The following is a 22,050-nucleotide window of genomic DNA, read 5'->3' as shown; positions in this document are numbered from 1 at the left end:
CGACGAATTCGGTCGTTGCGCCGTCGCCAGATCAGCCCCGGACCAGCACCCGCTGCTGCGGCGCGAGCCGCGACGCGGGGGCCGAGAGGGTCCGCAGGTGGATGTTCTGGAGCAGCCCGATCGCGAGCATGCCGGCGAACATCGACGAGCCGCCGTACGACACGAACGGCAGGGGGACACCGGTGACGGGCATGATGCCGAGGCACATCCCGATGTTCTGGAAGGCCTGGAAGCCGAACCAGCAGGCGATGCCGGCGGCGGCGATCCGGCCGAAGACGTCGTCGGTGCGGGCGGCGATGCGCAGCGCACGCCACAGCACGACACCCAACAGCAGGACGACGACGGCCGCGCCGACGAGGCCGAGCTCCTCGCCCGCGACGGTGAACACGAAGTCGGTGTGCTGCTCGGGGACGAAGCCCGACTGGGTCTGCGAGCCCTGGAAGAGGCCCTGCCCGAAGAGCCCGCCGTTGCCGACGGCGATCCGGGCCTGCTCGACGTTGTAGCCCGCGCCCTTCGGGTCGAGGGCGGGGTTAGTGAAGGCGAGGAAGCGGTCGACCTGGTACTCCTTCAGCATCCCGCTCGACACCGCCACGACGGCAGCCGCGACGCCGCCGCCGGCCAGCAGGCCCAGCCAGCGCCGGTGGGCTCCGGACGCGGCGATCACCCCGAAGACGGTGGCGGTGAGCACGAGCATCGTGCCGAGGTCGGGCTGAGCGAGGATCAGGACGGCGGGCACGCCGGCGACGAGCAGCATGAGGAGCACGTCGCCGGTGCCCACCCGGTCGCGCCAGCGGCCCTCGCTGCGCTCGGCCACCACCAGTGCCATCCCGACGACGACGGCGAGCTTGGCCAGCTCCGAGGGCTGGAAGGAGAGTCCGCCGAGCATCAGCCAGGAGCGCGAGCCGTTGATGGTCGAGCCCATCACGAGCACGAGGACCAGCCCGCCCACGGCGAGGAGGTAGCCGACCGGCGCGAGGATGCGCACCCAGCGGTGGTCGGTGACGACGACCAGCGCCATCAGGCCGAGCCCGATCACGACGTTGACGACCTGCTTGCCCAGGAACGCCCGGGCGTCGCCCCCGGTGAGGTGGTCGCGCTCGAGGGTGGCCGACCAGATCAGCAGACAGCCGAGCAGGGAGAGGACGAGCACGGCACCGAGCAGCACCAGGTCGAGGTCGCCCCACCGGAACCGGCCGACCCGGCGCGAGGCCGTGGTACGACGGGTGCTGCCCTGGATCCGGTTGCTCATCACTCGCCCTCCTTCGAGCTCTTCGCCCGCGCCGGCGGGAGGATCGAGCCGTCGTCGCCGAAGGTCGGCAGCTGCGCCGGTGGCCGGCCGCCGGGGATCGCGGCCTTCGCCAGGTCCACCTGGTCGCCGTCGACGCCGTACAGCGCCTCCCAGATCGCCCGGATGCCGTCGCCGGTGGACCCGGAGCCGGTGCCGCCCTGGCTCATCATCATCACGACGACGTAGTCCTCGGTGTACGACGCGACCCAGCCGGTCGACTGCTTGCCGTAGACCTCGGCGGAGCCGGTCTTGGCGCGGATCTTGACCTTGTCGAGCGGGAAGCCGGCGAGCTTCCAGTTCATCGTGCCGCGCGTCGCGACGCCCTGGAGCGCCTCGTCGACGTACCTCAGCACGGAGGCGGGGATCTTGAGCCTGCGGTCTTTCTTCGGCTCGATCTCGCGGATCACCCGGCCCTCGGGCGACACGACCGCCTTGCCGACCCGCGGCTCCCAGAGCGTGCCGCCGTTGGCGATCGCGGCGTACCCGCGGGCCAGCTGCAGCGGCGTGACGATGGTGTCGCCCTGCCCGATCGCGAAGTTGGCGGCGTCGGGCAGGCGGTACTTCCAGCCCTCGACGCAGAACTCGCGGGAGAACTTGTAGACGAAGTCGGAGGTGTCGGCGTCCTGCGGTTTCTTCGCGATCCCGCAGTAGTAGTCCTTCATCGACTCGTAGTAGTCGCGCTTCCACCTCCGGTCGGCGACCCGGCCCGAGGCCTCGCCCGGCAGGTCGACGCCGGTGCGCTCGCCGAAGCCGAACTTCTCCGCCTGCTCGACGAGCGGATCCTTGGCGTCGACGTCGTCGGGGTCGGATCCGTACTTCTGCCAGAAGTTCATGCCGACCTGGAAGAAGAAGGTGTTGCAGGAGACCTCGAGCGCCTTCGCGAAGCCGATCGAGCCGTACGCCGCCGACTCGTGGTTGCGGAAGGGACGGTTGCCGATCTGCACGGCCGAGGGACAGCCGAGCACGGTCGACGTCGGGTAGCCGTGGGTGAGTGCCCCCACCGTCATGAACGGCTTCCACGTCGAGCCGGGCGCGAACTGGCCCTGGAAGGAGCGGGCGAGCAACGGAGTGCCGGCCGCCTCGGAGTAGAGCCGCTGGAGCTGCTTGTCGGTGATCCCGCCGACCCACACCGAGGGGTCGTACGTCGGCTGGCTGGCCATGGCGACGATCCGCCCGGTCTTCGCCTCCATCACGACGGCGGCCCCGGAGTCCGCCTCGAAGTTGCGCTTGGTGACCGGGTCACGGGTGCTGCGCTGCTGGGCGATCATCGCCGCGAGCTGCTCCTCGACGACGCTCTGCACCTTCGCGTCGATCGAGGTGACGAGGGTGTCGCCGGGCTGCGCCTCCAGACCGGACACGTCCTCGCGGACCCGCCCCTGGGAGTCGACCGCGACCTGGTCGTAGCCGGGCTGGCCCCGCAGCCACTCGTCGTACTCCTTCTCGACGCCGGCACGGCCGACGACGGAGGCGCCGTTGACCGAGCTGTCGCCGGCGTCCTCGGCGGACTCCAGCTCCTCCTTGGTGATCGGGCTGAGGTAGCCGAGCACGTGGGCCGCGTTGATGCCGTACGGCGCGGGATACTGCCGCAGGCTCTGCCGGTCGACGACCACGCCCGGGAAGTCCTCGGGCTGCTCGAGGATCCGCAGCGCCGCGCCCTCCTTGACGTCGCGCGCGACGGGGACCGGCTGGTACGGCGAGCCGTTCCAGCACTGGCCGGCGACCGCGCCGGCGTCGCCGCACAGCAGCAGTGCCGCCTCGATCTCCGCGACGTCCACGCCGATCGCCTCGCTGGTGCGGCTGAGCAGCTCCTTGCGGTCGGCGGCCGACATCCTGCCGAGCAGGGTGCGGTCGATCGACACCACCCAGGTGAGCCGGTTGGTGACGAGGGGGCGGCCCATCGCGTCGACGATCAGCCCGCGCTGGGGCTGGACCACGATCTCGCGCACGGACTGCGAGGCCGCCTTGCCCTGGTAGCTCTCCCCCGAGATCACCTGCAGGTAGTAGAGACGCACGCCGAGGGTGGCGAGGAGGGAGAAGACCAGGGTCTGGATGACGACGAGGCGCAGCCGACTGCGGTGCGAGGCCGCGGCGGGTCGGGCCGGCGAGGCGGGCATCAGGCGCGGACCCGGATCCGCTGGGAGGTCCGCGGGAGCCCGTCGTGGGCGGCGCGGCGGACCAGCCACAGCGTCGCCGGGACGACGACCAGGGCGGCCAGGACGTCGAGCAGGAGCGCGATCAGGGCGACCGGCAGCAGATCGCCGACCGCGGCGCCGGAGTCGCCGAGCAGGACGCCGGACAGCGCGAACACCGACGTGCCGACGAAGGAGCCGCCCGCGGCCGCGGCCAGGGCGAGGGACAACGGCGGGCGGCGGGTGCCGAACCGGCCGAGCCGGCTGCCGGCACCGGCGCCGCCGGGGTCGCCGGCGTTGTCGTGGACGAGCCGTCCCACGACGTACCCGACGACCATGAGGGCGAGCGCCCAGCGGCCGGCGAAGTGGTCGGCGGGCGGGGCGATGTCGAGCAGCAGGCCGGCCCAGAAGCCGGTCAGGGTGGCGAACCGGGTGTCGGTGGCGAGCGCGGTCGCCACCACGACGAGGAGGACCAGGTCGGGGACGACGCCCAGGCCGCCGACGTCCCACGCGAAGTGGGGCAGGACCGTCACCTGGAGCAGCAGGGCGGCGAACACCGCGACGAGGGTGGCGATCAGTCGGCCGCGGCTGTTCATCGCAGGCTCCCGTCGGCCTCGATGACGCGGCCCTCGGTGCCGGAGGGCACGACGACACCGACCAGGTCGAGCGCGGTGAAGTCGACGGCCGGGGTGATGACGGCGCGGTACGACGTCTCGCGCAGGGACTCGTAGACCTTGCCGACCGTGCCGATCGGCACCCCGGCGACGTACGGCGAGCCGCCCTCGCTGCCCCACGTGAAGATCGGCTGGCCCATCTTCGGCACCACGTTGTGGTCGGCGAGCTCCAGCTCCAGGCGGTCGTCGGTGCCGAGGGTGCCGCGTCCGCTGACGAAACCGAGCTCCATGTTGTCGCCGATCCGGCCACCGACCCGCGAGCTGTCGTCGACGATCAGCAGCACCGTGGCGGTGTGGGCAGTCACCGACGTGACCCGGCCGACCAGACCCTCCGCGGCCACCACGGTCATGTCGGGTCGCAACCCGGCGTCGGAGCCCGCGTCGAGGGTGACGGTGCTGGAGAACGACTGGGCGGAGCCGATCGCGATCACCCGGGCCGGCACCAGGGCGTAGCCGAGGTCGCCGGCCATGGCGCGCAGCCCGTCGAGCTGGGCGAGCCGCTGGTCGTCGTACCCGGCCTTGGCGAGCCGGCCACGCAGGTCGGCGTTCTCGGCCTCGAGCCGCCGGACGTCGTCACGCAGGCCGCCGTTGGTGCGCAGCGCGCCCGGCAGGTCGACCAACGGCCGCACGACGGTCGAGACCCCGGCCTGGACCGGGCCCACGATCTCGCCGACCACCCGGCGGACCGGGTCGACCGGCGAACTGTCGCCGCCGGCCTTGTCGACGACCATGAGGGCCGCGCAGGCGAGGACGAGCGCGAGCACCAGCGAGCGCCGAGGACGACCGGAGTCGCGCTCGGGGTCGCGCGAGGTGCTGGTACGCCGGACCGGCGCCTTGGGCGGACGGGTGTCGATCGCCATCGCCCTAGAACCGTCGCTGGTTGGTGACGAGCACCTGTTGGAGGGCCTCGAACTCCTCGACGCAGCGCCCCGCACCCATCGCGACCGAGACCAGCGGGTCCTCGGCGACGTGGACGGGCATGCCGGTCTCGTGCCGGATCCGCTCGTCGAGGCCGCGCAGCAGCGCTCCGCCTCCGGTCAGCACGATGCCGCGGTCCATGATGTCGCCGGCGAGCTCGGGCGGGGTCTGGTCGAGGGTCACCCGCACCGCGTCGACGATGGCGTGCAGCGGCTCCTCGAGCGCGTGCCGGATGTCGGCGCCGGTGACCTCGACCGTGCGGGGCAGGCCGGTGACCATGTCGCGGCCGCGCACCTCGCCGGCGGGCTCGCCGGGGCGCGGGAAGGCGGAGCCCAGGGTGATCTTGACGTCCTCGGCGGTGCGCTCGCCGAGCATCACGCCGTGCTCCTTCTTCATCCACGCGACGATCGCGGCGTCGAGGTCGTCGCCGGCCGTGCGGACCGAGAGGGAGGTGACGATGCCGCCGAGCGAGATGACGGCGACCTCCGTCGTACCGCCGCCGACGTCGACGATCATGTTGCCCGTCGCCTCGTGCACCGGCAGCCCGGCGCCGATCGCGGCGGCCATCGGCTCCTCGACGACGTACACGCGGCGGGCGCCGGCCTGGTAGCCCGCCTCCTTGACCGCGCGCTGCTCGACCGGCGTGATCGAGCTCGGCACGCAGATGACCATGCGGGGCTTGGCGAAGTAGCGGCGCCGGTGGACGCGCGCGATGAAGTGGCGCAGCATCTGCTCGGTCGCCTCGAAGTCGGCGATCACGCCGTCGCGCAGCGGGCGCAGGGCGGTGATGTTGTCCGGGGTGCGGCCGAGCATCTGCTTGGCCTGGTGCCCCACGGCGATCACCTCGCCGGAGCTGTCGTTGAGCGCGACCACGCTCGGCTCGTCGAGCAGGACGCCGCGGCGGCGGACGTAGACGAGCGTGTTGGCGGTGCCGAGGTCCACGGCCATGTCGCGGCCGATGATGGAGTTCGCCCTCACGCAACCTCCGTAAGACGTCGCCGGACCCGTCGGCGGACAGGACCGTCCGTGCGCGTCGGGGAAGCCGGCCGATAGAGCGCCGGGGAGACTGCCGGGCACACGTTCCGACGGCCTCCGCTTGCGAGCGTAAGGAACGGCGGCCGCTCAGGCGCGCAGGCACGCCGGTGTGGCGCGCCGGGTCTCAGGAGTCACAGGGGTCACACTGGGCGGGCAAAACTGTCACTTGTCGGGCGTTGCAACGCCCGACAAGTGCCGGAATCGCCGGTCGACCGGCGATTCCTGCAGCCCCGCGAGCCGTCAGAGCCCGGGGAACCAGAGCGCGATCTCACGCTCCGCCGACTCCGGCGAGTCCGAGCCGTGGACCAGGTTCTCCCGGTTGGAGAGGGACAGGTCGCCGCGGATGGTGCCGGGGGCGGCCTTGCGCCCGTCGGTGGCGCCGTTGAGCGCCCGGACCACCTCGATCGCCTCGTCACCCTCGAGCACCAGCGCCACGAGCGGCCCGCTGGTCACGAACGTGCGCAGCGGCGGGTAGAAGTCGCGCTCGACGTGCTCGGCGTAGTGGGCGTCGGCCTGGGCCGCGTCGATGTGGCGCTGCTCCATGGCCACGATGCTCAGGCCCTTGGCCTCGAACCGGGCCAGCACGTTGCCGACCAGGCCGCGCCGGACCGCGTCGGGCTTGAGCAGGACGAGAGTGCGTTGGGTCACGGCGGTGACCCTAGCCTGGATGCTGGGTAGGTTGGACCGGTGGGCCGACCCTGGGACCCGGACGCGCCGGGCGTGCTGCGCCTCCCGTCGGGACGGCTGGTCCGCGGTCGCGGTCTGCGGCGCCCCCTGCCCGCGGGCCCGCTCCCCGAGGTCGGGCTCTACCTGCTCGGCCGCCAGCCACCCCCGGTCGCGTGGGCGGAGCGCTGGGTCCGCTGGCCGGACTTCCGCCTGCCCGCCGACCCCGACGACCTCCGCGCAGCGCTCGGCGAGGCGCTCGATCGGGCGGACGGCGAGCGGGTCGAGGTCGCCTGCGCGGGCGGCCGGGGGCGCACCGGGACAGCGCTGGCCTGCCTCGCGGTCCTCGACGGCGTCCCGGCCGCGGAGGCGGTGTCCTGGATCCGGCAGCGGTACGACGCCCGCGCGGTCGAGACGCCCTTCCAGGCCCGGTTCGTCCGGCGGTTCAGCGGCGGTCCAGCGACCGCGCGATGACCTTGTTGGCCGAGCGCTGGAACCCCCGGACGATCGCGTCGAGGGTGAGCCGGCGCAGGGTGCTGATGGTGTCCTCGAGCTGCTCGGCGTCCTCGCGGGAGGGGTGGTCGCTGGCGCGGCGCCACGGCTCGACGACCTCGTCGCGCAGCACGGCGGTGAGCTCCTCGGCCAGTGCCGACATGTGCCGGTCGATCGCGGCCCCGGCGGCGCGCATGCCCGCGACCGGGATGTCGACCTCGAGCAGCTGGACCGCGACGTCGAACCCGTGGACCGGGGTGTAGCGCACCGCGCCGCGCTCGTCGGTCGCCACGCGCAGCAGCCCGAACTCCTCGATCAGCCGCACCTCGTCGTCGGCGAGCCGGCGCCCGGCGTGCTGGTCGAGCTGGCGGCGGGTCAGTTCCTGCGGCTCCCCCACGGTCCACGACGTGAGCATCGCGCGCTGGACCGCGAGGTCCTCGACACCGGCGTCGGCGGGCAGTGAGGCGAGGTACCGCTCGATCGCCTGGAGGGTGAAGCCGTGCCCCTGCAGTGCGCGGATCATCTCCAGCCGGGCGAGATGGGTGTCGTCGTACCAGGCCATCCGGCCGCGGCGGGCGGGCGGCGGCAGCAGGCCGAGGCTGGCGTAGTAGCGCGTGGTCCGCACGGTCAGACCGGCCGCCGCGGCCAGCTCGTCGACGGTCCGCAGGGACCCGTCGTCATCGGCCCGAGAACCCGAGGCGAGCCCGGCAGCGCTGCTCATGACTGTCACAGTACGACTGTCATCTCACCCGGCGCAACGCGAGGATTTCCGAGGGGGTTGACGCAGATCACATCGGGAGGGACAGTACTGGTGTGACAGTTCTACTGTCATCGTGCCCTCGCTCCGGGGCGCATCTCGACCGTCGACGGGAGACCCATGCCGGCCCACAGCGCTCCGCGGGTCCTCCCGGCCCTCGGCCGGCCGCTGGCCGAGGTGGTCGCGCTGCTCCGGTTCACCCACCGCATGTTCGCGGCCGTCGTCTCCTCCGTCGCGGGGCGGCGGTTCCCGATCGCGGAGACCGTCGTGCAGACCTGGTACGCGATCCGGGTCTGCACCCTGCCCGCGCTCGCCGTCTCGGTCCCCTTCGGCATCATCCTGGCGCTGCAGGTCGGGGTGCTCGCCCAGGAGGTCGGCGCCGTGGCGTTCACCGGTGCCGGCAACACGCTCGCCGTCGTCCGGCAGGCCTCGCCGCTGATCACCGCCCTCATGCTGTCGGGGGTGGCCGGGTCCGCCATCTGCGCCGACCTCGGCTCGCGGCGGATCCGCGAGGAGATCGACGCGATGGAGGTCATGGGCCTGTCGGTGATGGAGCGGCTGGTGGTGCCGCGGATGTTCGCGATCGTCGCGGTCGCGGTGCTGCTCAACGGCGTGGTCATGTTCTTCACGATCATGACCACCCTGTCGGTGAGCGTGATCCTCCAGGACCTGCCGCCCGGCAGCTATCTCGCCTCCGTGACCACCCTCGCGCAACTCTCCGACCTGTGGCTGTCCCTGGCCAAGGCGGCGATCTTCGCCGTGATCTGCGCCGTCGTGGCCTCCCACAAGGGACTGCGTGCCGAACGCGGCCCGACCGGCGTCGGCGAGGCCGTCACCAGCGCCGTCGTCACCAACTTCGTGCTCCTCTTCGCCGCCAACTTCGTGATCTCGCAGGTCTACAGCACCTTCGCGGCGGGCCCGATCGGATGACCGCCTCCACCGGTACGACGCCCGAGGTCGCCACCGTCGTCACCGTCGTCGACAAGGCCGTCGTCGGCCCGCTCGCCGGCATCGGTCTGCAGCTGGTCCTGGCCTGGCGCGCCGTCGCGGGACTGCCGATCGCGGTGACCCGCTACCGCCACGAGGTCCAGCGGGTGCTGGCCGAAGTCACTCTCGGCTCCGGCATCTTCCTCGTGGGCGGCGGGGTGGTCGGCGTCGTGCTGCTGCTCTCGACGCTCACCGGCACCGAGGTGGGCCTGGAGGGCTATCAGGGCCTCGACGTGATCGGCCTGGCGCCGCTGACCGGCTTCATCTCCGGCTACGCCAACACCCGCGAGCTGGCACCGATGGTGGCGGCGCTCGGCTTCGCCGCGCGGATCGGCTGCGGCTTCACCTCGCGCCTCGGCGCGATGCGGATCAGCGAGGAGATCGACGCGCTGGAGTCGATGGCGATCCGGCCGATCCCCTACCTGGTCAGCACCCGCCTGGTCGCCGCCTGGATCGTCGTGCTGCCGCTCTACCTGATCGGCCTGGTCGGCACCTACGTCGCCACCGACCTGATGGTCACCACCTTCTACGGCCAGTCCGCCGGCACCTACGACCACTACTTCCGCACCTTCGTCGCGCCGATCGACGTCATCTACTCGGCGATCAAGGTCGTCGTGCTGACCACCGTGGTCACCCTCATCCACTGCTACCACGGCTTCACCGCCACCGGCGGCCCCGAAGGCGTCGGCCGCGCCACCGGCCGCGCGATCCGGGCCAGCATCATCTCCCTCACCGTCGTCGACATCCTGCTGACGCTGCTCCTGTGGGGCGCCGACCAGCAGGTGCAGATCTCCGGATGAGCCCGTGGGCATGAGCGAGTTCCTGTTCGCCCACACGAAGGCGGCGCCGCGCACCCTGCGGCTGCGCCTCGCCGCCGCCGGCGTGACCGGCTTCCTGCTGCTCGGCGCGCTCACCGGCGTCCTCGGCCTGCAGGCCCTCGGCGTGCTCAGCGGCGACGTGCGCGTGACGGTCGAGCTGCCCACCGTCGGCGACACCCTCGGCATCAACTCCGACGTGAAGTACGACGGCCTGCGGGTCGGCCGCGTGGTGGCGGTCGACCCCGCCGGACCGAGCGCCCAGGTACTGGTCGCCCCCGAGCACGCCGCGCTCATCCCGGCCGCCGTGACCGCCCGGGTGCTGCCCGGCACCCTCTTCGGCAACGAGTACGTCGACCTGGTCGGTGCCGACGCCCCCGCGGCCTCGACCGCGCACCTGGCCGAGGGCGCCGTCGTACCCGCGGACACCTCGACGGCGACGCTGCGGCTGATGGACACCTTCTCCGCGACCCAGCGGCTGCTCGCGGCCGTGGACCCGGCCCAGTGGGACGTCGCCCTGTCGCAGCTGGCCGACGCGCTGGACGGCCGGGGGGCCCGGATCGCCGAGCTGGTCCGCGACGGGAACGGCTTCCTCGGCCGCTGGGCCGACCTCCATCCGCAGGTCCGCACGGACCTCGATCTGCTCGCCCAGGACGCCGACCTGGTCGCCGACGTCGAGCCGCAGCTGGTCCGGACGCTGCGCGACACCCGACCACTGGCGCGGACCCTGGTCCGCCGGCACGCCGATGTCTCGCGCCTGCTGACCGGACTGCCCGCTCTGCTCGACGGCGAGGCCGGCGTGACAACCTTCCTGCGCGAGAACGGGGCGGCGACCGCACGCCTGCTCAACGCCACCGCCGCCAACCTCGAGGTCTTCGCGGAGCGGTACCCCGCCTTCGCCGAGCTGTTGCGCAAGGTCCCCGTGCTGCTGCGCAACGGCGCGGCCGCGGTGCGGAACGGCCGCATCCAGATGGAGGGCGTCCTCGCGCCCCAGCTCCTCGACCCGTACGACCCCGCCGACCCGGAGGACTGCCCCACCTACCGCGGACTCACCGGACCCTGCGGAGCACAGCGATGAGCCGCCAGCTCAGCGAGCTGCGCCGCCACCGCGGCGCCGTGCTCGGCGTCGCAGGGTTCGCGCTCCTCGCCCTCGTGCTGACCAGCATGGTCGCCGGCACCCTGTCCCGCGCCCAGCGTGGCGACGCCATCACGGTCACCGCGGTGTTCCGCGACGCCACCGGGCTGCGCGCCGGGGACGACGTCCGGATCGCCGGGGTCCGGGTCGGCCGGGTCACCGCCACCCGGCTCGGCCGCGGTGACGAGCGCGGCCTGGCCGTGGTCACCCTGAGCGTCGCCGCCGGCCAGCGCCTGCACGACGACGTCATCGCCTCGGTCGACTACCTCAACCTGATGGGCCAGCGCTACGTCGCCCTGAGCCGCCCCGACCGGACCGCGGCGGCCGCGGCGCTGGCCGACGGCGCCCGGATCCCCCTCGACCGGACCCGGCCGGCGCTCGACCTGACCGCGATGTTCAACGCCTTCGAGCCGATCTTCGAGCTGCTGCAGCCCGCCGACGTCAACCAGCTGGCCACCAACATCGTGGAGGTGCTCCAGGGACAGGGCCCGACCCTGCGGCACCTGCTCGACCAGACGGCCGAGCTCACCTCCGGCATCGTCGACCGCGACGCCGCCCTCGCGAAGGTCGTCGACAACGTCACCCTCGTCCTGGACACCACCGATCAGCACCGCACCGAGATCACCCGGCTCGTCGACGGCCTCGCGTCCCTCACCGGCGGTCTGGCCCGGGACCGCGACCGGATCGCGACCAGTCTCGACGCCCTCGCCCGGCTGTCGGCCACGACCGCCGACCTGGTCGACGAGGTCCGCGGGCCCGCCGTCGACGTCGCCGTGCTGAGCAACCCGTGGTTCCGCTACCTCGCCGGCCGCACCGACCTGCTGGTGCAGACCGGCGCCGCAGTGCCCCGGCAGCTCGACACCTACCTCCGCACCCTCGGCTACGGCAGCTACCTCAACGTCTACGTCTGCACCCTCGCCGCCGCCGGGCCCGGCGTCCCGGTCAAGCTCGACCTCGGCATCACGGGCAACAGGCACTCGACGAGGTGTCGCTGATGGTCACCCTCCGACGGCTCGCCCGGCCGCTGCGCGTCGTCGCCGCGCTGATGGTGCTCGGTCTGCTCCTGCTCGGTGTCCGGGCGCTCGCGGGAGACCCGGTCTATCACGCCCGACTGCGGCACGCCGCCGGGCTCGAGCCGGGCGACGACGTACGGATGGCGGGGCTGCGGATCGGCACGGTCACGGCCGTGCGCGCCGACCGCGACCAGGTCGACGTCCGGTTCAGCCTCACCGGGCCACCCGAGGAGCTCGGAGTCACCGAGGACAGCAGCGTGCAGGTGAAGCTGCTGTCCATCCTCGGCGAGCGCTTCCTCGCGCTCGCCCCCGGCTCGGGCGGGCCGCTCGGCGACGACAGCACGATCGCGGTGGAGCACGCCGTCGACAGCTACTCCATCGAGCGGTTCTGGCTGGAGTCGACCCCTCAGGTCGAGGCGCTGGACCTCGACCGGGTGCAGCAGGCGGTCGACGTCCTCGCCACCGACCTCGACCTCGCCCCCGGGGCATTGCGCGACGCTCTCGACGGGATCGCCGGGGTCTCGGCCGTGGCCACCGGCCGGGAGCAGCAGCTCGACGCGCTGCTGTCCTCGGTGCGTCGGGTCACCGACCTGGTGCTCAGTCAGACCGACCGGCTCGACCGGGTCCTCGCCGACGGGACGACCGTCCTGCTCATGGTCCAGCAGCGCAAGGAGACCCTGCGTGCCCTGCTGGCCGACGCACACCGGTTCGTCACCGGGCTCACCGCCCTCGTCCGCGCCGGCGCGCCGCACCTCGAGCCCGCGCTGCGCGACCTGCGGCGGGTCCTGGGCGTGCTCGACGAGCACCGCGCCGAGCTCGACCGGACGCTCCGGCTCGCCGGACCGACGATGCGGGTGTTCACCAACGCGACCGGGGACGGGCCGTGGCTGGGCGTCAACGCGCCCTGGGCGATCATCCCCGACGACCTGGTCTGCTCGATCACGCCGGAGGACTGCCGATGAGCAGGCGCACCGCGTTCCTGGCACTCGGCATGGTGGTCGCGCTGGCCCTCGCCCTCTCCGTCCCCCGCCTCGTGGGCTGGCTCCGCGGCGACGACCCCGACGACCTCGTCGTCACCGCCGACTTCGCCGACACCACCGGCGTGTACGTCGGCAACGACGTCACCTATCTCGGCGTCAAGGTCGGCGAGATCGTCCGGATCGAGCCCCGCGGCGCCACCATGCGCGTCGTCCTGCGCCTCGCCCCGGACACCCGGGTGCCGCGCGACGCCGGTGCCCAGGTCCTCCAGGGCTCGCTCGTCACCGACCGGTACGTCGAGCTGGGCCCGGCCTGGACCGAGGGACCGACCCTCGTCTCCGGCGCCCATATCGACGTCGACCGCACCCGCGCCCCCGCGACCGTGGACGAGATCGCGAAGGCGATCGACGACCTCGTCCTCGCGCTCGACGGCGGCTTGGACGAGAAGGGCGGCGCGGGGCTGGGCGACGTCCTGGCCACGACCGCGCGGGCGTTGGACGGCAACGGCCCGCACCTGCGCGCGGCGCTGGCCGAGAGCCGTGACGCGCTCGCCATGATCAACGCCAAGGACGGCGACCTCACCGCGGTCACCGACAGCCTGGTCGCCCTCGTCGAGACCCTCGCGGAGCGCGACCACTCGGTGCGCGACTTCACGCGCGCCGCGGCCGAGACGGGAGCGGTCCTCGCCGACCAGCGCCAGGAGCTGGTCGCGACGCTCGACGGCCTCGACGAGCTGACCGGGCTGGCCGACCGGTTCCTGAAGGAGAACGGCGAGGTCCTCGGCGACGACCTGGCGGGGCTGGCCGACGTCGTCGAGGTGGTCCGCTCGCACCAGGACTCCCTCGAGGAGGCATTCGACACCATGCCGACGATGGCCGAGAACTTCGCCCGCGCCTACGACTGGGACCTGGGCCGGCTCCGGGTGCAGTTCGCCTTCAGCGCCGGTCCGTTCTCCGCCGCCTTCCGCGACCACACCTGCCGGGTGTTCGCGGGGGCGCTGGCGGGCGAGACCGGCGACCGGCTGTGCGGACTGCTGTTCAACGGCCAGGGCACCGGCATCCTCGACCCGCTCCTCGACGGCGTCTACGACGGGCTCCCGGGAGGGATCCCGTGACGGGCCGCGGCCGGCGCGCGGTGGCCGCGTCCGTGCTGCTCCTCGGCGCCCTGACGGCCGGGTGCGGGCTCACCCTGGAGGACGTCCCGCTACCGGGGCTGGTCCGGGGACCGACGTACCGGGTGACGATCGAGTTCGCCGACGCCCTCAACCTGCCGGTCGACGCGCCGGTCAAGCTGGACGGCGCCACCGTCGGCCAGGTGAGCGCCGTCGCAGCGGGCGACTACGTCGCCGAGGTCGAGCTCGCGCTCTCGACGGCGGTGCGGTTGCGGGAGTCGTCGCGGGCGGAGATCCGGCTGACCTCGCCGATGGGCACGGCCTTCGTACAGCTGTTCCCCGGCGACACCGGCGCGGTGCTCGCCGACGGCGGGACGCTCCCGGTGGCCGCGACCGGCAGCGCGCCCGACGTGACCGACCTGCTCAGCGCGCTGTCGACCGTGGTGACCGGTGGCAGCTTCGCGGACATCTCGACGATCATCGACCAGCTCAATGTCGCGCTCACCGGCAACGCCGGCGACGTACGGCGGCTGCTGGTGCGCCTCGACACGGCCGTCACCGACCTCAACGCCGACTTCCCGCGCGTGGACCGGCTGACCGCCGCGCTCGACCGGCTCACCACGCGGCTGGCCGGCGACCTGCCCGAGCTCACGCGCTCGCTGACCGACCTCGCCGACCTGGTCTCCACCTTCGACCAGCAGCGCGAGCAGCTCGTGACGGCGATGGAGTCGCTGACCCGCTTCGACGCCGTCGCCACCCCTCTCACCCGCGCCGTGCGCTCCGATCTCGTCGCCCAGCTGGAGGACATGCGGCCGGTGGTCCGGTCCCTGCTCGACGGCCGCTCCCACATCGACGGCGTGATGGCCGGCCTGGTCGCCTTCGCCGAGGGAAGCGACCGGGCGGCTCCCGGCGACTTCGCCAACTTCGACCTGACCTTCCTGCTCGACCTGAAGGCGCTGACCGCGACCGGGGGCGCGCCATGAGCCGGCGCGCCACGCCCGCCGAGGCGGCCGCCGCCACCGCCCGGATGTGGCGCCGCCGGATCCGGGTCGCGCAGAGCCTGATCCTGGTGATCCTGGTCGCCGGTGTCGTCTACGTCGCCGACACGGTCGTCGGCGGCTCCCTCTTCCACCACCCGACCACCGTCACCGTCGAGCTGCCCCAGGCGGCCGGGCTGCACGAGGGGTCCGTGGTGACCTACCGCGGGCAGCGGATCGGCGAGGTCAGCGACATCCGCCTCAGCGCCGAGGAGGGCGTCGGCGTCGTCGCGACCCTCAAGATCGACTCCGGAGTCCGCGTCCCCCGCGGCAGTGCGATGGAGGTGCGCAACCTGTCGGCGGTCGGCGAGCAGTACCTCGACGTGCGCCCCACGACCGACCGGGGGCCCTATCTCGCCGACGGGGCGCGGGTGCCGGTGTCCGCCACGAGCGTCCCCCTGGGCGTGCCCGACGTGCTCGCCCACGCCCAGGAGCTGATGGCCCACCTCGACGTCGCCGATGTGCGGACCATCGCCACCGAGACCGCCGCGATCTTCGGCGACGGCGAGCAGGACGTCGACCTGCGCGCGCTGGCGATCGAGCTGGAGAGCGCGTTCGCGATGCTGCGCCGGCTCGAGCCCGACCTCACCCGGCTGGCCCGCCGGGCGCAGACGCCGCTGACCACCCTGGCCGACCTGTCCCCCGAGATCCGTCGGCTCTCCGCCGACCTGGAGGCGGTCGCGCGCTCGCTCGCCGCGGCCGCACCGAGCGTCCGGCGCACGGTCGCGCACGCGATCGACCTGCTGCCGCGACTGCAGCGCTGGTGGCGCGGCGCGGCACCCGACCTGCGCCGGATGCTCCGCGACGGCGTCCCCGTCACGGAGATGGCCGCGCGCCATCGCCGTGGCCTCCAGCACTGGCTGGACTGGGCGCCGCTCCAGGCCGACGTGATGGCCGGCAGCACCCGCGACGGCAGCGGTCGGGTGCTCCTGGTGCCGCGCATCCTCAAGAACTGCGTCTACGACCGCAGCGTCCAGCGCGACGTCCAGGACACCAGCCGCCGCGAGCCCCGCACCGACGTGCGGTGCACCGACCCGCCGCAGGGCACCCAGGGCCGCGGCTCCGCCGCGGTCCCTCAGCAGTAGTAGTCCCGTCCCCACCCGCCCCACCCGCCCCGACCGAGAGGAAGCACCGATGAGCACCGACACCCTGGCGATCCGAGCCGAGATCGAGCAGGAGATCGCCGGCCTCACCCTGCCCGCCGCGCTGGCCCGCACCGCCGAGGCCGAGGGCGAGCGCCCGGCGTACTCCGACAAGGTCGGCGTCGACCTGTCCGCCGGGTACGCGCCCGGCTGGCGCACCGTCGGCTGGGCCGAGCTGCGCGAGCAGGCCCTCGACGTCGCGGGCGCCCTGCTGGCCGCCGGGGTCCGGCCGGGCGACCGGGTCGCGCTGATGGCGAGCAACCGGATCGAGCACGTGGTCGCCGACCTCGGCGCGGTCCACGCCGCCGCGGTCTCCATGTCGGTCTACAACACGCTCTCCCCCGACCAGGTCGCCTATGTCGCCGGGCACGCCGAGCCCACCGTCGCCGTGCTCGAGAGCGCCGACCACCTGGCCCGCTGGGAGCGCGCCCTCGGCGCGACGGACGCGCTGCGGACGATCGTCCTCATCGACGCGGAGCCGCCCGCCGGCGACGACAGGTTCGTCACCTGGGACGCCTTCGTCGCCTCCGGCGCGGCCTGGCGGACCGAGCACGCGGCCGAGCTCGAGGCCCGCACGGCCGGCATCGCACCCGACGACCCGCTGACCATCCTCTACACCTCAGGCACCACCGGGAACCCCAAGGGTGTCGTGCTCACCCACCACGCGGTGCTCTACGAGTGCGCCTGCTCGCTGCGGGTCGCCGCGACGACCGGGCACAACGACTTCATCTCCTACCTGCCGTTCGCGCACATCGCCGAGCGCACCCTCGGCATGTACATCCCCCAGGTCAACGGCGCCCACATCCACCTGATCGCCGACCCGGCGCTGCTGCTCGGCGCCCTCGGCGAGGTCCACCCGACGCGCTTCTTCGGCGTCCCGCGGGTGTGGGAGAAGATCAAGACCGGCATCTCCGCCAAGCTCGCCGCCGAGACCGACCCGGACAAGCGGGCGCAGGTGGAGGGCGCGCTCGCGGTCGGCCTCGAGTACGTCGAGGCGCAGCAGGCCGGCGCGACGGTCTCCCCCGAGCTCGAGGCCCGCTTCCAGGCGGCCGACGCCGGACTGCTGGCCTTCCTCCGCGCTCTGCTCGGCCTCGACCGCTGCGAGTGGGCGGCCTCCGCCGCGGCCCCGATGCCACTGGAGGTCGCGAGGTTCTTCGCCGGCCTCGGCATGCGCATCTACGACGTCTACGGGATGACCGAGACCTGCGCCGCGGTCACGTCCTGCGGCCCCGACCAGTTCCGCCTCGGCACCGTCGGCCGGGCGCTGCCCGGCATCGAGATCGCCCTCGCCGAGGACGGCGAGATCCTGGCTCGCGGCCCGGTCGTCTCCCAGGGCTACTACCGGCAGCCGGACGCGACCGCCGCGCTCATCGATGCCGACGGCTGGGTCCACACCGGCGACATCGGCGAGCTCGACGAGGACGGCTTCCTCAAGGTCGTCGACAGGAAGAAGGAGATGATCATCACCTCCTCCGGGAAGAACATCGCGCCCTCGAACATCGAGAACTACCTCAAGGAGAGCCCGATCGTCGGCCACGCCCTCGTCTTCGGCGAGGGCCGCCCGTACGTCGTCGCGATGCTCACCCTCGACGCCGAGATCGCACCGCTGGTCGCCACCCAGCTCGGCATCCCCGCCGGGACCTCGCTCGCCGAGCTCGCGCAGCATCCCGCGATGCTCGCCGTCGCCCAGCAGGCCGTCGACGCCGCCAACGAGCGGCTCTCCCGGCCCGAGCAGGTCAAGGCATGGGAGCTGCTCCCGGTCGAGTGGACCGCGGAGTCCGAGGAGCTGACCCCGACCCTCAAGCTCAAGCGGCGCGTCGTCCACACCAAGTACGCCGACGTGCTGGAGCGGCTCTACGCCTGACCGGGAGAACCACGCACCTACCGGATTTGTCGCGCATCGGGCCGATCAACGACGAATTCGGGTGGTGCGCCGCGCCGCGCCTCGGCGGCGAGCGCGGGGGCGAGGTCGCCCCGGGGGCCCACGACGACCTCAGCCAGACCGAGCCAGCCGGCGAGCCGCGCGAGCTCGGCGGCGAGCTCGGCCGCGGTCTCGGCCGGCGCGTGCGGCTCCGCCCAGGCCGACTGCACGAGCAGGCGCGCGGTCGGGCGGTCGGCCTTCAGGTCGACCCGCCCGACGATCCGGTCACCCAGGAGGAACGGGAGCACGTAGTAGCCGTGCACCCGCTGCGCGGCCGGGGTGTAGATCTCGATCCGGTAGAAGAAGTCGAACAGCGCCTCGCCCCGGTCGCGCTCCCACACCACCGGGTCGAAGGGGCTCAGCAGGGCCCGGGCACCGACCCGGCGCGGGACACGCGCCTCGCGATGGAGGTACGCCGGGCGCTGCCAGTCCTGCACCACGACCGGCTCGAGCTCGCCGGCGGCGACCAGCTCGTCGATCGCGACCCGGGCCTCCCCCACCCGGATCCGGTAGTAGTCGGCCAGGCAGTGGGCCGACGCGACGCCGTGGGAGCGGGCCGCCCGGCGGACCAGCTCGACGTGGGCCTCGGCGGCCGTCAGGGCCGGGACGTCGAGCACGGCCGCCGGCAGCACCCGCTCGGGCAGGTCGTAGCGGATCTCGAACTGGCTGGTGCGCTCGGCGATGGCCAGCTCGCCGGTCATGTAGAGGTAGTCGAGCATCCGCCGGGTGCGCGACCAGTTCCAGCCCCAGTGGTCCTTCGATCGAGGCAGCCCGTCATCGAGCTCACGGGCGGTGCTGGCTCCGCGCTCGGCGATCTCGGCGAGCAGCGCGCCCTCCAGCGCGTCGCCCTCGTCGACGGCGAACCACTTGCCGCGCCGCGCGCGGTAGTCGTCCATCCGGTGCCGCATGGCGGGCCACAGCTCGACGGGCATGAAGGCCTGCACGTGTGCCCAGTACTCCACCACCCGACGCTGCCGCCCGCTCGCCGCCCGGCGGAGCAGGTCGACGTCGTAGGCGCCCATCCGGGAGTACAACGGCATGAAATGGGCGCGCTGGAGCACGTTGACGCTGTCGACCTGCAGCACACCGGTGCGGGCCAGGGTGCGATCGAAGGTGCGCAGCGTCGGGGCCGTGTGGGCGGGGTCGAGGAAGCCCTGCGCCGTGAGCGCGATCCGGCGGGCCTGCGGGAGCGACAGTGACTGGGTGGTGGGCACGGGACCACCCTAGGAACCGGCGCCGACAGCTACTCCAGCTCGACCAGCTTCGCGCGCACGGCGTACATGACCGCCTCCATCCGGGAGTGCAGCTGGAGCTTCTCGAGGATGTTGCGGACGTGGTTCTTGACGGTGTTCTCGCTGATGGCCAGCTGGGCGGCGACGTCGCGGTTGCTGAGACCCCGCGCGACGAAGCGGAGGACCTCGAGCTCCCGCTCGGTGAGCTTGAGCGCCTGCCCGGTCGAGCGGTCGGGCTTGGACATCGTCTTGAACTCGTCGATCAGCTTGGCGGCCATCGACGGGCTGATCAGCGACTGGCCGTCGGCGACGACGCGGACGCCCTGGGCCACCTCCTCGATGGACGAGTCCTTGAGGAGGTAGCCCGAGGCGCCGCTCTTGACCGCCTCGTAGAGGTCGGTCTCGTCGTCGGACATGGTCAGCATGATGATCTTCGTCATCGGGACCGCTTCCTTGATGGCGACGCAGGCCTCGATCCCGGACTGCTTCGGCATCCGGACGTCCAACAGCACCACGTCGGGCACGCTGCTGACCACGACCGCGACGCCGTCGGCGCCGTTGCTCGCCTCGCCGACGACCTCGATGCCGTCCTCGATGCCCAGGAGCATGGTCAGCCCACGCCGGAACAGCTCCTGGTCGTCGACCACCACCACACGTACCGGCTCGCTCACGGGCTGCCCCGGTGCTGCGGTTGCCGGCGAAGTCCCGTTCGCCACGGCGGCATCATGACACGACCTCCCGAGAGCTTGCCGGTGTGGACCACGGTTCAGCTGTCGCTGCCCCCGACGTCGAGGGAGATGACCCCGTAGTCGTAGCCCCGCCGGCGATAGACCACCGCCGGCCGCTCGCTCTCCTTGTCGACGAACAGGTAGAAGTCATGGCCGACCAGCTCCATCTCGTAGAGCGCCTGGTCGAGCGTCATCGGCGCGGCCGGGTGCGTCTTCTCCCGCACCACCAGCGGACCGTCGCCCGTGACCGTGATCGGGCCGACCTGACGGTCGATCACCTCCTCATCCTCGACCTCCTCGACGACGGTCGCCGGCACGTCCGAGAGGGCCCGGCCGACCGACACCGGCGTGCGACGGCCGCGGTGCACCCGCCGCCGGTCGGCCGCCTTGCGCATCTGTGCCGCCATCTTGTCGAGGGCGAGGTCGAGCGCGCCCATCTTGTCGTCGGCGGCGGCCTCGGCCCGGATCACCGGTCCCTTGGAGAAGGCCGTGAGCTCGACATGGACGGCCTGGTCGTGCTGGCGCGGATTGGGTTCCGAGTCCACCTCCACATGCACCCGGATGATCCGGTGATCGTGCTTCTCCAGCTTGGTGAGCTTCTCAGCGGCATGCTCCCGGAACCGGTCCGAGATCTCGCAGTGCCGTCCGGTGACCACAACATCCATCAGATACCTCCAAGGGAATTTCGGCGTGATGGGTTCTCCTGCCGCCCCGGCAGGACGTGTGAGTGCTGGCAGTTCTCTCGACCAGCAAGGGGTGAGGTGAAGGTGCTGGAGACCAGCGACGCGCTCGCGCCATCCCAACCAGCGAAGGCGTGCCGCCAGGCCGACCCAGCCCCGTACGCGACCCGACCGCGAGCGCGGCAGCGCGGCGCGAGGAACGAGCGTCGCGCTCGCGCCAACCAGTGGAGTCCGCCCGGCCGACCTGGTCTTCGTCCCCACACCCGCCTGCTGAGGCTTCCGCAGCTTGTTGCCACTACCGGCCTTCTCCCGGGTCCGGACGTATCTGACGTCCGGGCCGAGGCAGGGCTTACGACTAAGCCGCACCGTGCTCACCGGCCCGAAGGCCGGCTTACGTGGGCCGTTTCGCCTGCGACTGGCATCGGCTTGCCGCGTCCGGCCGGGCTCGCGCCCGGTCTGAGCGACGCAACCACGGACCCGAGCGGACTCCATGACCAGACGTTAGTCCGTCGCTGGTGACGGCGAAAGGCTTCACCCGAAGTTCAGCCCGGGGACACCGCGGCGGCGGTCGGTCCGCGCCGGGCCGTGGCCGCGACCACCGCCGCCGCGAGCACCGGAACACCGGCCGCCTCGAGGGCGCGTTGCGCCTCGCGCAGGGTCGCGCCGGTGGTGAGGACGTCGTCGCAGACGACGACATGCGCCCGCGGACGGCGCCGGGCGAGGCGGCGTACGGCGGCCGCGGGGGCGGTCATCGAGCCGGCGAGGTTCGCGACCCGGGCGGCGGCGTCGAGGCCGGCCTGGTCGACGACGCCCGGCCGGAGGCGGAGCAACCGTGCGGTCACGGCGTCAGGGCCCCACCGCCGCGCGGCGGCGCGGGTCATGGCGAGGGTGGGGTCGTGGCCGCGTTGGCGCACGCTCGCCGGCCGGGACGGGACGGGCACCAGCACGAGCGGGGCCGCTGCGCCACCGCGGTCAGCACCCGCGACGGCACCCGCCACCGCCACGGCGAGGAGCTGCCCGAGCGGCGCGGTGAGGGCGAGCACCCGTCGCTCCTTGTGCGCGAGGACGAGCGCCCGCAGGACGCCGTCGTAGCCGCCGGCGGCGTACGGTGGCGCCAGTCCCTCGGGACACGGCGTCGGCCACCGCGGGCTCGCCTCCCCCGGCAGCGTCGCGTGGCACACGGCGCACAGCGGCCGCCCCGGTCGCTCACAACCCACGCAGCGGGAGCCGAGCACCAGGTCGACGAAGCCGTCGGCGAGCAGCGGAAGCGATCTCATCCCGGCCACCCCAGCAGGGCCCGCCGCCCGCGGCAAGC

Annotated in this window: 21 protein-coding genes; 10 read left to right on the top strand and 11 right to left on the bottom strand. The window is 73.0% G+C overall.

Translation table 11 applies throughout. The annotated features are described in order from the left end of the window. Nucleotides 1-31 precede the first annotated feature (31 nt). The 6 genes from rodA to ndk form a co-directional block, all read right to left on the bottom strand. On the bottom strand, nucleotides 32-1,249 hold the full coding sequence (gene rodA, locus QJ852_08705) for a rod shape-determining protein RodA (protein ID WGX98518.1): 1,218 nt from the start codon (nucleotides 1,247-1,249) through the stop codon (nucleotides 32-34). After that, nucleotides 1,249-3,402 carry a penicillin-binding protein 2 gene (gene mrdA, locus QJ852_08700; GenBank protein WGX98517.1) on the bottom strand — a complete coding sequence of 718 codons (2,154 nt, stop codon included), beginning with the start codon at nucleotides 3,400-3,402 and terminating at the stop codon, nucleotides 1,249-1,251. The genes rodA and mrdA overlap by 1 nt, the downstream gene beginning before the upstream one ends. Then, nucleotides 3,402-4,013, bottom strand: coding sequence for a rod shape-determining protein MreD (mreD, locus tag QJ852_08695; GenBank protein WGX98516.1), 612 nt, complete (start codon nucleotides 4,011-4,013; stop codon nucleotides 3,402-3,404). The genes mrdA and mreD overlap by 1 nt, the downstream gene beginning before the upstream one ends. Continuing rightward, nucleotides 4,010-4,951: a rod shape-determining protein MreC gene (mreC, locus tag QJ852_08690; GenBank protein WGX98515.1), complete on the bottom strand. Its 942-nt coding sequence runs from the start codon at nucleotides 4,949-4,951 to the stop codon at nucleotides 4,010-4,012. The genes mreD and mreC overlap by 4 nt, the downstream gene beginning before the upstream one ends. A gap of 4 nt (nucleotides 4,952-4,955) precedes the next feature. Beyond that, on the bottom strand, nucleotides 4,956-5,987 hold the full coding sequence (locus QJ852_08685; GenBank protein WGX98514.1) for a rod shape-determining protein: 1,032 nt from the start codon (nucleotides 5,985-5,987) through the stop codon (nucleotides 4,956-4,958). Between the two features lie 297 nt (nucleotides 5,988-6,284). After that, nucleotides 6,285-6,692 carry a nucleoside-diphosphate kinase gene (ndk, locus tag QJ852_08680; GenBank protein ID WGX98513.1) on the bottom strand — a complete coding sequence of 136 codons (408 nt, stop codon included), beginning with the start codon at nucleotides 6,690-6,692 and terminating at the stop codon, nucleotides 6,285-6,287. Between the two features lie 39 nt (nucleotides 6,693-6,731). Between ndk and QJ852_08675 the strand changes: the two genes are divergently transcribed. Further along, the gene (locus QJ852_08675; protein WGX98512.1) at nucleotides 6,732-7,181 is read left to right on the top strand and encodes a protein phosphatase; all 450 of its coding nucleotides are present in this window, start codon (nucleotides 6,732-6,734) and stop codon (nucleotides 7,179-7,181) included. Here QJ852_08675 and QJ852_08670 read toward each other — a convergent pair. Beyond that, nucleotides 7,153-7,920 carry a MerR family transcriptional regulator gene (locus QJ852_08670; GenBank protein ID WGX98511.1) on the bottom strand — a complete coding sequence of 256 codons (768 nt, stop codon included), beginning with the start codon at nucleotides 7,918-7,920 and terminating at the stop codon, nucleotides 7,153-7,155. The genes QJ852_08675 and QJ852_08670 overlap by 29 nt on opposite strands. A 156-nt stretch (nucleotides 7,921-8,076) precedes the next feature. Between QJ852_08670 and QJ852_08665 the strand changes: the two genes are divergently transcribed. From QJ852_08665 to QJ852_08625, 9 genes are read left to right on the top strand one after another with little or no spacing between them, the layout of a single operon-like run. After that, nucleotides 8,077-8,886: an ABC transporter permease gene (locus QJ852_08665; protein WGX98510.1), complete on the top strand. Its 810-nt coding sequence runs from the start codon at nucleotides 8,077-8,079 to the stop codon at nucleotides 8,884-8,886. Then, nucleotides 8,883-9,743 (top strand): ABC transporter permease, encoded by an 861-nt coding sequence (locus QJ852_08660; protein WGX98509.1) that lies wholly within the window; start codon nucleotides 8,883-8,885, stop codon nucleotides 9,741-9,743. Before QJ852_08665 ends, QJ852_08660 begins: the two co-directional genes overlap by 4 nt. A 10-nt stretch (nucleotides 9,744-9,753) precedes the next feature. Beyond that, nucleotides 9,754-10,836, top strand: coding sequence for an MCE family protein (locus tag QJ852_08655; GenBank protein WGX98508.1), 1,083 nt, complete (start codon nucleotides 9,754-9,756; stop codon nucleotides 10,834-10,836). Continuing rightward, a complete protein-coding gene (locus QJ852_08650) occupies nucleotides 10,833-11,888 on the top strand; it encodes an MlaD family protein (protein ID WGX98507.1) in 1,056 nt (351 codons plus the stop codon). Before QJ852_08655 ends, QJ852_08650 begins: the two co-directional genes overlap by 4 nt. Further along, nucleotides 11,888-12,868, top strand: a complete 981-nt coding sequence (locus QJ852_08645; GenBank protein ID WGX98506.1) for an MCE family protein — start codon at nucleotides 11,888-11,890, stop codon at nucleotides 12,866-12,868. Before QJ852_08650 ends, QJ852_08645 begins: the two co-directional genes overlap by 1 nt. Continuing rightward, the gene (locus QJ852_08640; GenBank protein WGX98505.1) at nucleotides 12,865-13,998 is read left to right on the top strand and encodes an MCE family protein; all 1,134 of its coding nucleotides are present in this window, start codon (nucleotides 12,865-12,867) and stop codon (nucleotides 13,996-13,998) included. Before QJ852_08645 ends, QJ852_08640 begins: the two co-directional genes overlap by 4 nt. Further along, complete coding sequence (locus QJ852_08635) at nucleotides 13,995-14,978, top strand: MlaD family protein (protein ID WGX98504.1); 984 nt, start codon at nucleotides 13,995-13,997, stop codon at nucleotides 14,976-14,978. The genes QJ852_08640 and QJ852_08635 overlap by 4 nt, the downstream gene beginning before the upstream one ends. Next, nucleotides 14,975-16,117 carry an MlaD family protein gene (locus QJ852_08630; protein ID WGX98503.1) on the top strand — a complete coding sequence of 381 codons (1,143 nt, stop codon included), beginning with the start codon at nucleotides 14,975-14,977 and terminating at the stop codon, nucleotides 16,115-16,117. The genes QJ852_08635 and QJ852_08630 overlap by 4 nt, the downstream gene beginning before the upstream one ends. A gap of 49 nt (nucleotides 16,118-16,166) precedes the next feature. Next, nucleotides 16,167-18,038, top strand: coding sequence for an AMP-dependent synthetase/ligase (locus QJ852_08625; protein WGX98502.1), 1,872 nt, complete (start codon nucleotides 16,167-16,169; stop codon nucleotides 18,036-18,038). A 17-nt stretch (nucleotides 18,039-18,055) separates the two neighbouring features. Here QJ852_08625 and QJ852_08620 read toward each other — a convergent pair whose 3' ends face one another. The 4 genes from QJ852_08620 to QJ852_08605 form a co-directional block, all read right to left on the bottom strand. After that, nucleotides 18,056-19,309 (bottom strand): crosslink repair DNA glycosylase YcaQ family protein, encoded by a 1,254-nt coding sequence (locus QJ852_08620; GenBank protein ID WGX98501.1) that lies wholly within the window; start codon nucleotides 19,307-19,309, stop codon nucleotides 18,056-18,058. A gap of 29 nt (nucleotides 19,310-19,338) precedes the next feature. Beyond that, complete coding sequence (locus QJ852_08615; GenBank protein ID WGX98500.1) at nucleotides 19,339-19,998, bottom strand: response regulator transcription factor; 660 nt, start codon at nucleotides 19,996-19,998, stop codon at nucleotides 19,339-19,341. A 95-nt stretch (nucleotides 19,999-20,093) separates the two neighbouring features. Then, nucleotides 20,094-20,720, bottom strand: coding sequence for a ribosome-associated translation inhibitor RaiA (raiA, locus tag QJ852_08610; GenBank protein ID WGX98499.1), 627 nt, complete (start codon nucleotides 20,718-20,720; stop codon nucleotides 20,094-20,096). 557 nt (nucleotides 20,721-21,277) lie between these two features. Further along, nucleotides 21,278-22,012 (bottom strand): phosphoribosyltransferase family protein, encoded by a 735-nt coding sequence (locus QJ852_08605; GenBank protein WGX98498.1) that lies wholly within the window; start codon nucleotides 22,010-22,012, stop codon nucleotides 21,278-21,280. Between the last annotated feature and the right edge of the window lie 38 nt (nucleotides 22,013-22,050).

This window comes from Nocardioides sp. L-11A (assembly GCA_029961745.1).
Classification (GTDB): domain Bacteria; phylum Actinomycetota; class Actinomycetes; order Propionibacteriales; family Nocardioidaceae; genus Nocardioides.
Note: the sequence above shows the minus strand (reverse complement) of the source record. Positions and strands in the feature narration are given on the sequence as shown.

Coding starts and splice junctions, on each gene's coding strand:
- QJ852_08660 (WGX98509.1), top strand. CDS start 8,883: ATGACCGCCTCCACCGGTACGACGCCCGAGGTCGCCACCGTCGTCACC.
- QJ852_08625 (WGX98502.1), top strand. CDS start 16,167: ATGAGCACCGACACCCTGGCGATCCGAGCCGAGATCGAGCAGGAGATC.
- raiA (WGX98499.1), bottom strand. CDS start 20,720: ATGGATGTTGTGGTCACCGGACGGCACTGCGAGATCTCGGACCGGTTC.
- mrdA (WGX98517.1), bottom strand. CDS start 3,402: ATGCCCGCCTCGCCGGCCCGACCCGCCGCGGCCTCGCACCGCAGTCGG.
- QJ852_08645 (WGX98506.1), top strand. CDS start 11,888: ATGGTCACCCTCCGACGGCTCGCCCGGCCGCTGCGCGTCGTCGCCGCG.
- QJ852_08670 (WGX98511.1), bottom strand. CDS start 7,920: ATGAGCAGCGCTGCCGGGCTCGCCTCGGGTTCTCGGGCCGATGACGAC.
- QJ852_08605 (WGX98498.1), bottom strand. CDS start 22,012: ATGAGATCGCTTCCGCTGCTCGCCGACGGCTTCGTCGACCTGGTGCTC.
- QJ852_08665 (WGX98510.1), top strand. CDS start 8,077: ATGCCGGCCCACAGCGCTCCGCGGGTCCTCCCGGCCCTCGGCCGGCCG.
- QJ852_08630 (WGX98503.1), top strand. CDS start 14,975: ATGAGCCGGCGCGCCACGCCCGCCGAGGCGGCCGCCGCCACCGCCCGG.
- QJ852_08640 (WGX98505.1), top strand. CDS start 12,865: ATGAGCAGGCGCACCGCGTTCCTGGCACTCGGCATGGTGGTCGCGCTG.
- rodA (WGX98518.1), bottom strand. CDS start 1,249: ATGAGCAACCGGATCCAGGGCAGCACCCGTCGTACCACGGCCTCGCGC.
- mreC (WGX98515.1), bottom strand. CDS start 4,951: ATGGCGATCGACACCCGTCCGCCCAAGGCGCCGGTCCGGCGTACCAGC.
- mreD (WGX98516.1), bottom strand. CDS start 4,013: ATGAACAGCCGCGGCCGACTGATCGCCACCCTCGTCGCGGTGTTCGCC.
- QJ852_08650 (WGX98507.1), top strand. CDS start 10,833: ATGAGCCGCCAGCTCAGCGAGCTGCGCCGCCACCGCGGCGCCGTGCTC.
- QJ852_08655 (WGX98508.1), top strand. CDS start 9,754: ATGAGCGAGTTCCTGTTCGCCCACACGAAGGCGGCGCCGCGCACCCTG.